6 protein-coding genes and 1 pseudogene are annotated in these 9,645 nt (G+C 61.5%); 5 read left to right on the forward strand and 2 right to left on the reverse strand.

Features of this window, described 5'->3' with window-relative positions; genetic code table 11:
- Positions 1–305: 305 nt before the first annotated feature.
- Together LQK84_RS24735 and LQK84_RS24740 are read right to left on the reverse strand one after the other, a co-directional pair.
- Positions 306–2,138, reverse strand: coding sequence for an ABC transporter ATP-binding protein (locus LQK84_RS24735; RefSeq protein ID WP_230831453.1), 1,833 nt, complete (start codon positions 2,136–2,138; stop codon positions 306–308).
- 452 nt (positions 2,139–2,590) lie between these two features.
- Entirely contained in the window at positions 2,591–4,213 is a 1,623-nt protein-coding gene (locus tag LQK84_RS24740; protein ID WP_230831458.1) for an ABC-F family ATP-binding cassette domain-containing protein, read from the reverse strand.
- A 225-nt stretch (positions 4,214–4,438) separates the two neighbouring features.
- On the opposite strand from LQK84_RS24740, the gene LQK84_RS24745 reads away from it, so the two are divergent.
- The 5 genes and pseudogenes from LQK84_RS24745 to LQK84_RS24765 all read left to right on the forward strand — a co-directional run.
- Positions 4,439–5,536, forward strand: coding sequence for a cache domain-containing protein (locus LQK84_RS24745; RefSeq protein WP_230831454.1), 1,098 nt, complete (start codon positions 4,439–4,441; stop codon positions 5,534–5,536).
- Between the two features lie 4 nt (positions 5,537–5,540).
- Positions 5,541–6,623 (forward strand): neurotransmitter-gated ion-channel ligand-binding protein, encoded by a 1,083-nt coding sequence (locus LQK84_RS24750; protein ID WP_230831455.1) that lies wholly within the window; start codon positions 5,541–5,543, stop codon positions 6,621–6,623.
- A gap of 119 nt (positions 6,624–6,742) precedes the next feature.
- Positions 6,743–7,144 carry a BA14K family protein gene (locus LQK84_RS24755; protein WP_230831456.1) on the forward strand — a complete coding sequence of 134 codons (402 nt, stop codon included), beginning with the start codon at positions 6,743–6,745 and terminating at the stop codon, positions 7,142–7,144.
- A 144-nt stretch (positions 7,145–7,288) separates the two neighbouring features.
- Positions 7,289–8,053, forward strand: coding sequence for a hydroxypyruvate isomerase family protein (locus tag LQK84_RS24760; RefSeq protein ID WP_230831457.1), 765 nt, complete (start codon positions 7,289–7,291; stop codon positions 8,051–8,053).
- 710 nt (positions 8,054–8,763) lie between these two features.
- Positions 8,764–9,645, forward strand: a pseudogene (locus LQK84_RS24765) (beta strand repeat-containing protein); the annotation flags it as partial.

Here is a 9,645-nt window from a genome sequence, read left to right on the forward strand (position 1 = left end):
GCCCAAAACCACCCAAAGCCGACAAAGAACAACCCAAAAGCCCGGAAAATCAACAACCGGGCTCGAAAAGCTGCGTCTTCAATCCTCAAAATCCCAACAAGTGCGAGTTATGCAATGGTCCCCCCTTGTGGGGGAGATGGCGGCAGCCAGAGGGGGTCTTGACCACCAAAGCTAGAGCAAGCGGACAGAAAGACCCCTCCCCAACCCTCCCCACAAGGGGGAGGGGGAGCAACCCTCAGCGCCAGCCTCTGGACGCTTCGAGGCCTTCGCTGGCGCTCCGGCGCCTCAGCGTGAGGGCGCTGTGGTTAGCCCTCAGGATCCAAAAACCCACCCGACTGCCGATCCCAGAGCCGTGCATAGTGGCCGCCCAGTGCGAGAAGCTCATGATGCGTGCCCTGCTCGACAATCTGGCCGCGATCCAGAACCACGAGGCGGTCCATGGCGGCGATCGTTGACAGGCGGTGGGCGATGGCGATCACTGTGCGGTCCTGCATCAGGTTTTCGAGGCTCGACTGGATGGCGGATTCGACTTCGGAATCAAGCGCGCTGGTTGCCTCGTCGAGGATCAGGATCGGCGCGTTCTTCAGGATGACGCGGGCAATGGCGATACGCTGGCGCTGGCCGCCGGAGAGCTTGACGCCGCGCTCGCCGACATGGGCGTCGAAGCCTTGCAAGCCGTTCCAGTCGGTCAGGTGTTCGATGAATTCGGTGGCATGGGCCTGTTCGGCCGCGGCGATGACCTCGGCGCGGGTCGCATTGCTGCGGCCATAGGCGATGTTTTCGTGGATCGTGCGGTGGAGCAGGGACGTGTCCTGCGTGACTACCGAGACATGCCGGCGGATGCTTTCCTGCGTTGCGTCGGCAACATTCTGGCCGTCGATGAGGATGCGGCCGGATTCGAGATCGTAGAAGCGGAGCAGCAGGTTGACGAGCGTCGACTTGCCGGCACCGGAGCGGCCGACAAGGCCGATGCGCTCGCCGGGTTTGATGTCGAGCGTCAGGTTCTCGATGATCCCGCCCTTGCGGCCATAATGGAACGAGATGTTGTCGAAGCGGATGCCGCCCTGCTTGACCACAAGCGGCTTGGCATTCGGCTTGTCGATGAGGCCGATGGGTTGGGCGATGGTTTCCATGCTTTCATGCACGGTGCCGAGCTGTTCGAAAATGGTGGAGATTTCGAGCGCGACGCGGGACGAAATGCTGGAAATCTGCAGCGTCATCGGCAGCACGATGGCAACGATGTCGATGCCGACCTTGCCATGCGACCAGAGCCAGATCGCCATCGACGCCGTGCCGGCGATCAAGAGGCCGGAGAGCAGGGACAGGCCGATGCCGAAGAGCGAAAGCCAGCGATGCTGCACCGTCATGCGACCGGTATGGACATCAACGGATTCGCGCACGAAGGCGTCCTCATCCTCGGCGCGGGCGAAGAGCTTGACCGTCATGATATTGGTGTAGCTGTCGACGATACGGCCCACCATGTCGGAGCGTGCATAGGCGATGCTGCGCGAGCCACGGCGGATCTTCGGCACGATGAAGGCGAGGAAGCCGACATAGGCGATCGTCCAGCCGAGAACCGGGATCACCAGCCAGAGGCTGGCGGTGGCCAGAAACAGCGCGCCGACAAGGCCGAGTGCGGCCAGATACCAGACGACGGAAATGACCGAAACGGCGGAGTTGCGCAGCGCAAAGCCGACTTCCAGCACGCGCGAGCCGATGCGGCCGGCAAAATCATTCTGGAAGAAGGAAAGGTTCTGGCGGATGACGTGCCAATGGCTCTGCCAGCGGACAAGGTTCGTCATGCCCGGCGCAATCGCCTGGTTCAGCACCAGCGCCTGCAGCGCCATGACCAGCGGCTTGACGGCCAGAACGAGGATAACGAGGCTCAAGACCAGATGCTGGCTGTTATTGACCACCATCTCCGGCGCGCTCGTCGTCAGCGCCTTGACGAGCCGCCCCATGAAAATCGGGATCGCCGCATCGGTGACGGCGACGAGAAAGCTTGCCACCAGCAGTGTGATGAACAGCCCCTTCGCCTGGCGGATGAAGAACCAATAGAAGCTCAGGATCCCTTCCGGCGGATTGCCGGGGGTCTCGCGGGCGGTGGGGATGATGAGATTTTCGAAATAGCGAAGCATGAGGGCGGGGTCCTGAAGCATGTCGCGCAAACGTGCTGAGCGGTTTTGCGACAACGACATGCGGCTAAACTGAGGGCATGCAACTTTTCAAATAGCGGGCGTTTGGTGCACCTCGAATGTGGTGCAATGAAGGTCAGCTGGGACTTTCGGAGACTGCCTATTCAGCGCCTGTTCGTTGAGTCGAACAAGGGCGAATGCGTCATGCGGGCTTCAGAGATTTTGATGGATGGGGGGCGGGCATTCTGTCATCCCGCCGTCATCCTCGCCCCTGTGGCGAGGATCTGCCACGCGGCTTCATGCCGCTCCGTGCATGGCTCTCAGGCTGCAAGTGCCTCTAAGTCGTATCCTTGCTGAACGGTCGAGCTTGCAGTTTCGTCAGTAGATCCTCGCCACAGGGGCGAGGATGACGGAGGAGATGGGCGCGGCCCATGGCAGTCAGCGCCGCTGCGGTGTCAACTCCGCAACCCCGGTGCTTCCTGCCCCGTGCGCTCGACATATTCCACATAGCCGCCGTCATAGCGATGCACGCCCTCAGGCGTCAGTTCCAGCACGCGGTTGGAAAGGGCGGCGAGGAAGTGGCGGTCGTGGGAGACGAAGAGCATGGTGCCTTCGTAAGACTGAAGCGCCTTGATCAGCATTTCCTTGGTGTCGAGGTCGAGGTGGTTGGTCGGCTCGTCGAGAACCAGGAAGTTCGGCGGGTCGAAGAGCATGGCGGCCATGACGAGGCGGGCCTTTTCGCCGCCCGAAAGCACGCGGCATTTCTTCTCGACATCGTCGCCAGTAAAGCCGAAAGCGCCCGATAGCGCGCGAAGCGGGGCCTGGCCGGCCTTCGGGAAGCGTTCTTCCAGCCATTGCAGGATGGTGAGGTCGCCGGTGAGCACGTCCATGGCATGCTGCGCGAAATAGCCGAGCTTGACGCTCGCGCCGATCGTCACTGTGCCGGAATCCGGCTTCGTATCGCTGGCGATCAGCTTCAGCAGCGTCGACTTGCCGGCGCCGTTGACGCCCATGATGCACCAGCGCTCGCGGCGCTTGATCATGAAATCGAACCCGTCATAGATGATTTTCGAGCCATATTGCTTGTGCACGCCCTTGATGTTGACGACATCGTCGCCGGAGCGCGGCGCGGGCAGGAAATCGAAGGCAACCGTCTGGCGGCGGCGCGGCGGCTCGACGCGCTCGATCTTGTCCAGCTTCTTGACCCGGCTCTGGACCTGGGCGGCATGCGAAGCGCGGGCCTTGAAGCGCTCGATGAATTTCAGCTCCTTGGCAAGCATGGCCTGCTGGCGTTCGAACTGCGCCTGCTGCTGCTTTTCGTTCTGCGCGCGCTGGCCCTCGTAGAATTCATAGTCGCCCGAATAGGAGGTGAGCGAGCCGGCATCGATCTCGATGATCTTGTTGACGATGCGGTTCATGAATTCGCGGTCGTGCGAGGTCATGAGCAGCGCGCCGTCATAGCCTTTCAGGAAGTTTTCCAGCCAGATCAGGCTTTCAAGGTCAAGGTGGTTCGACGGTTCGTCGAGCAGCATGACGTCGGGGCGCATGAGGAGAATGCGGGCAAGCGCCACGCGCATCTTCCAGCCGCCGGACAGCTTGCCGACATCGCCATCCATCATTTCCTGGCTGAAGGAGAGGCCGGCCAACACTTCGCGGGCGCGGCTTTCCAGCCCATAGCCGTCCAGTTCCTCATAACGGCCCTGCACTTCGCCATAGCGCTCGATGATCTCGTCCATCTCGTCCAGACGATCCGGATCGACCATGGCGGCTTCGAGCGCATGGAGTTCGGCGGCGATTTCGCTGACCGGGCCTGCGCCCGCCATCACTTCATCGACCGCCGAGCGGCCGGACATTTCGCCGACATCCTGGTTGAAATAGCCGATGGTCACGCCCTTTTCGACGGCGATCTGGCCTTCGTCGGGCTGCTCCTCGCCGGTGATCATGCGGAAGAGCGTGGTCTTGCCGGCACCATTTGGGCCAACCAGACCGATCTTCTCGCCACGGTTCAGGGCGGCGGACGCCTCGATATAGAGGATGCGGTTGCTGTTCGACTTGCTGACGTTTTCGATACGGATCATGGTCTCGGCCTGCTTGAATTCGCGGCCCTTATGGCACAAGCCGCCGCCGGATGCCGCAAAATTCTTGAAGCTCGGAAACTCGGCGTCTTCTGTCTGCTTGACGTAGGCCAAAGCCCCGTCAAGCGACGAAACTTAGCATTGACTTTCAACATGTTGCGGGTGAAGAAACCGAGACATGCCTTTTCATTCCGCCTTCGCAAAGCCTCGCCCCAAGATTGCTTCGACATGACGATTGACCGACTGCTTGCGGCCATTGCCGCATTTTCCGTTGCCGCGATCCTGCTTCTGGGCGGCTGGCTGATGACATCGGACCAGAATGCGCTGCTCAGCGACGCCCGCCAGCGCGAGATCGACGAGACCTCCGTCATCTTCTCGACCGCCATGGATCAGGCAGCCGTGCTCTCCGCCACCCATGCCGAGACGCTGGCGGCCGATGCGAATATCCGCACGCTTCTCGCCTCCGGATCGCGGGAGGCGTTGCTCGCCTATACCAGGCCCGTCTTCGACCGGCTGTCACGCCTTGCCGGGGTGGATGTCGTGCATTTTCACGATGCGAAGATGAAATCGGTGCTGCGCGTCTGGGACCCGCAGAATTTCGGGCAGGATCTTTCGAGTTTCCGGCCGATGATCGTCGCAGCGAACCATGACCGGAAGACGCAGAAGGGTCTGGAACTCGGCGTCCGGGGCCTCAGTCTGCGCGCCGTCGCTCCCATCCTTTCCGAGGATGGCAAGGAGCTTGTCGGGACGGTCGAGGTGGGCGTCAATCTGCAGACGCTGGCCGATCTGGCAAAGGCGGCAAGCGGCAGCGACTTTGCGCTCGCCCTCGACAGGCGCTTCCTCAAGGATCAGTCGGGCAGCTCCTCGCAGGCCGACGGCCTCGTGCTCGATGCGACCACGGACAAGGCGCTGTTCGCGCCGATCATTGCCAGCGGCGATGTGCGGCTGTCGCGTGATCGCTTCACCTTCTCGCGCAATGTTGACGGACGATCGCTCACCCTGCAGAACCAGCCGCTCATCGACTATAGCGGAAATGTCATCGGGGCGATCCTGACGGCTGGCGATTTCAGCCGGCTTGAAGCGCATTACAATCGGACGGTCGTGACGCTCGCCTCGCTCTTCGTCGGCGGGCTCGTGCTGATCTATTCCATGCTGATGGTTGCCATCCGCTCTGCGGTCGTCCGGCCGCTGCGGGATCTGGCGGACAAGGTCGAAGCCGATCCGCTGACGATTGCCGAGACGGCGCCGACCAGTGCGCTTGCCGAATTCCGCCGCCTTCATGCTGCGGTGGGCCGTGCGGTTTCCGGCCGGAAGGCGGAGGACTGAGCCGATGCGCGCCGTCGCCCTGTCGTTCTGTCTGAGGATGCTCGTGCTGTTGCTGGCCGTTGTTGCGACCGGCAGTGCCGGTCACGCCGGCGATCTGCCAAGCCGCCAGCCGCTTCCCGATTCGATGCCGCGACCGGCTGAAGTGCATCTCGTGGTGCGCATTCTCGATGTGCTTGAGGTCGAGGAAACCAGCGGCGAGGCGCGGCTCTCCGTCGAGATTGTCCAGCGCTGGCGCAATCCCACGCTCGTCTTCGACGCGGTTGCCGCCGGTCGCGACCGGCTCGATTTTGCCGGCGGCGAGGCCAGCGCCAGGCTTGCCACGATGTGGAACCCGGTCATGGTCATCGAAAACCAGGCCGGCGAGCCCAAGGTCGAGATGGAGGCGCTGTCGATCCGCAGCAACGGCGAGGTCAATTTGACCCGCCGGCTCGAGGGGGCCTTCCGCTTCGCCAAGGATCTTTCCGCGTTTCCCTTCGACCGTCAGCACCTGCGGCTTTCGTTCGTCTCGCAATATTATCCGGCCGACGACGTCGTCTTCGTGCTCGATCATCAGGACCGTCTGCTTTCCACCATCCCGCAGGATATCAATGCCTCCGACTGGAGCGTCAAAAGCCTCGGCTTTTCGACCGAGCAGTTCTATGGCTGGAGCGCGCGCCCCTTTGCGCGTCTGACGGCAGAGCTTGACCTTGACCGCAAGTGGCCGCGCTATTTCCTGCGCATCTTCGTGCCGTTCATGGCGGTGCTCTCGGTCTCGCTCTTCATCCTGTGGTCGCCCGGCGGGCTGATCGGCGACAAGACGGGCGTGACCTATTCGGCACTGCTGGCGCTGGCGGCGCTGAGCTTCACCTTCGAGGCGAGCTTTCCCGGCAGCATGTCTGTCACGTCGCCCATCGCCTTCATGATCTCGCTGGGCTATTTCTATCTCATCCTTGCGCTGCTCCTCGACCTGCTGATCGAAAGCGAAAGTCTGCCGGGGCGGCGGGCCTATCCGTTCCTCGCGAAGGACCTCAGGATCGCCATCCGCAGCGTGCTGCCCATTCTTTTCGCCCTCATCTGCATCGGCGTGATCCTGCGTTCGCTGGCCTGATGACGCAGGATGAAGGCGCTCGCCGCATGAACAGTCCGTTCAGGCAGCGTTCAGCCAAGGCTCTGTAGTTTGCAACTCATGACGGCAAATCACTACGGCCGGTTCGAAAGGAAAAACAAATGCGTACGTTTCTGAAGGTTGTTGCAGTCTCGAGCGCCCTCCTGGTGGCAGCACAGGCAGTTCCGGCCGCAGCACGCGACCGCAACAATGGCGATGACATGCTGGCCGTGGGCATTGCCGGTCTTGCAGCAGGCGTGATTGCCGGCGCGATCGTTTCCGGCTCGCAGGACAACGGTCCCCGCGAAGTGCAGACCTATGAAGAGCCGCCGCGTTACCGCGAGCGTCCGGTCTATTACAATCAGGGTGGCGACTACGGTTACCGTCCCGCCAGCTACCAGCGCGTTCGTCCCTGGTCGGCTGCCTGGTATCAGGCCTGCGAGGACCGCTATGACAGCTTCGACCCGCAGACCGGCACCTATATCGACGGTTATGGCAACGAGCGCTTCTGCAAGGTTCGTTGATCGCATTCACGGAACACTCGAAAATCAACCGGAGACCTCGCGGTCTCCGGTTGATTTGTTTGTGGAAACCGGCAAGTTCGCATCGTCAGAAACCGCAGGCCTTTCAGCCCGGGCGGTCAAGTTGCTGAAGGTGGATTGACGATCATGGCCAGGTTCTCCGCAAATCTCGGTCTGCTCTGGCGTGAGCTGGCGCTGCCGGATGCCATTCGCGCCGCCGCGCGCGCCGGCTTCGATGCCGTGGAATGTCACTGGCCCTACGATGTCGAGCCTCAACGTGTTCGCGATGCGCTGGCGGACGCTGGCCTTTCCATGCTGGGTTTGAATACCATCAGGGGGAAGGTCGAAGACGGGGAGGCGGGTCTGGCTGCCCTTGCGGGCCGTGAGGCCGATGCGCGGGCGGCAATCGATCAGGCGATTGACTATGCAATCGCCATTGGCGCGCAGAATGTCCATGTGATGGCCGGCAATGCCGAGGGCGCGGCAGCGCGGCAGGCGTTTTTATCCAATCTTGCCTATGCGAGCGCACGGGCGGCGGTGCATGGCATCACCATTCTCATCGAGCCGCTCAACCGCCGTGACTGGCCCGGCTATTTCCTCAGCACCACCGACCAGGCGGCAGAGATCATCGGCGCCGTTGGTGCTGCCAATCTCAGGCTGATGTTCGACTGCTATCATGTGCAGATCAGCGAAGGCGACCTGACGCGGCGGCTTCAGGCCCTGATGCCCATCATCGGTCATATCCAGATTGCCGGCGTCCCGGAGCGCGGCCGGCCCGATCGCGGCGAGGTGAACTATCGCCATATCATCGATGTTCTCGAAACGCTCGGCTATAACTGGCCGATCGGCGCGGAGTATCATCCCGGCGGGCGGACCGAGGATGGCCTGGACTGGATCGCCGCGCTTCGTTGAGGCGATGCACGCGGATTGCGTGTCCGAGCTTACGCTTCCCGCCGGCTTTCATGCCGCTCCGTCTTTCCAGAGCTTTTTCGAGTTTGCAACCAGAAGCTATGGTTGCAATCTGCGGCGTTAAGGAATGCAAGAACCTTCATTTCGGCACTGCGGCCTTGCAAAAATGCAGACGAGCTGGACTTGGAAGGGTCTTCGCGCGCCCGACTATATTCTGTCATCCCTTTGATAAGTTGGATTGATATAGCCTCAGGATATTGCCGCTGTCGTGGTATCCTTCGCGCAAGTCTCGCGCCGTAAAGAAGTTCCTGACGTGGTTAAAGACTTTAGTGAACCTGCTGAACATGCTTACTGCCTGTAAAGAAAAAATTAACCATTATGGTCTCAAAGTTGTAATCACGTCGCATTGAGTGTTTGCGTTGGTCTTTGACCGGGCATTGTCGGCCCCTGATCAGGGCACGATCAAGTGACGAGTTTGGGGCGGGGAGTTGGTGCTTTTGGCACCACTTGCATGATGCGCGACTTCCCCGAGGCTTCCAAAGCCATGTTTATCCGAGAAACTGTCCGTGTGCGCGCGCTTGTTCATCCTGTTCTTGAACTGCGGCCGGTGCGCTGGACCGTTTGATTTTCCCGTCTAGGCCGCAGTCCGGCCAAGCGACAGAGCACGGCGGGAAACGAAGCGTAAATGGGCAAATTGGAAAGCGACGGCGCAGATGGTTTCGATTATTTCTTCTCTGACGACAAGCCAGATCAAAACTCTCTCAACGAGCACGATCGCAGCACTTAACACTGGCGACGTTGCCGCCTTTTCCACCGCGCAGGTGGGAGCGCTGTCGTCCAGGCAGATTGCCGCTTTCCAGACGGCCGGAATTGCCGCCTTCACCACATCGCAGATGGACGCGGTCTCGACGTCCGCGGTGACGGGCCTGACGCTGACCCAGCTGGCCGTCATCTCGACCGACACGATTGCAGCATTGACCACCGCGCAGGTCGGAAGTCTCACCAGCACGCAGATCGCAGGATTGACCTCGGCGCAGGCCGCAGCCCTTGCCGCCGGCCAGATTGGCTCCATGGGATCGTCGGCCATCGGTGCGCTCTCGACGGATGATATTGCGACCTTCACGACCGGCGAAGTCGCGGCCATCACGCCCAAGGCCATTGCTGGCATGACCACCGCCGGTGTCGGGGTCCTTACCACCGGCCAGGTCGCCGCGATGACCTCCAGCCAGTTCGGCGGCCTCAAGTCGACCCAGGTTGCTGTGCTTTCGACGGCCCAGCTTGGCGTAATGACCACGGCGCAGGCCTCGGCGCTGACATCGAGCCAGGTTGCTGCGATGACCACAACGCAAATTGCCGCGCTGACGAGCAGCCAGTTTGCTGCGCTCAAGTCCGATGCCATTGCGGGTCTGACCTCAGCACAGGTTGGCGCGTTGACGACGGGTCAGGTTGCGGCGCTGACGACGGGCCAGGCAGCAGCCTTGACCTCGACGCAGATGGCGGCGATTTCTTCGGCCAACCTTGCGGTTCTGACGACCGGCAACGTGGCCGTTCTGAGCTCGAAGGCAGTTGCCGGTCTTTCGTCCGCTAACTTCGCG

Source organism: Rhizobium sp. C4, from assembly GCF_021026315.1.
Classification (GTDB): domain Bacteria; phylum Pseudomonadota; class Alphaproteobacteria; order Rhizobiales; family Rhizobiaceae; genus Ensifer_A.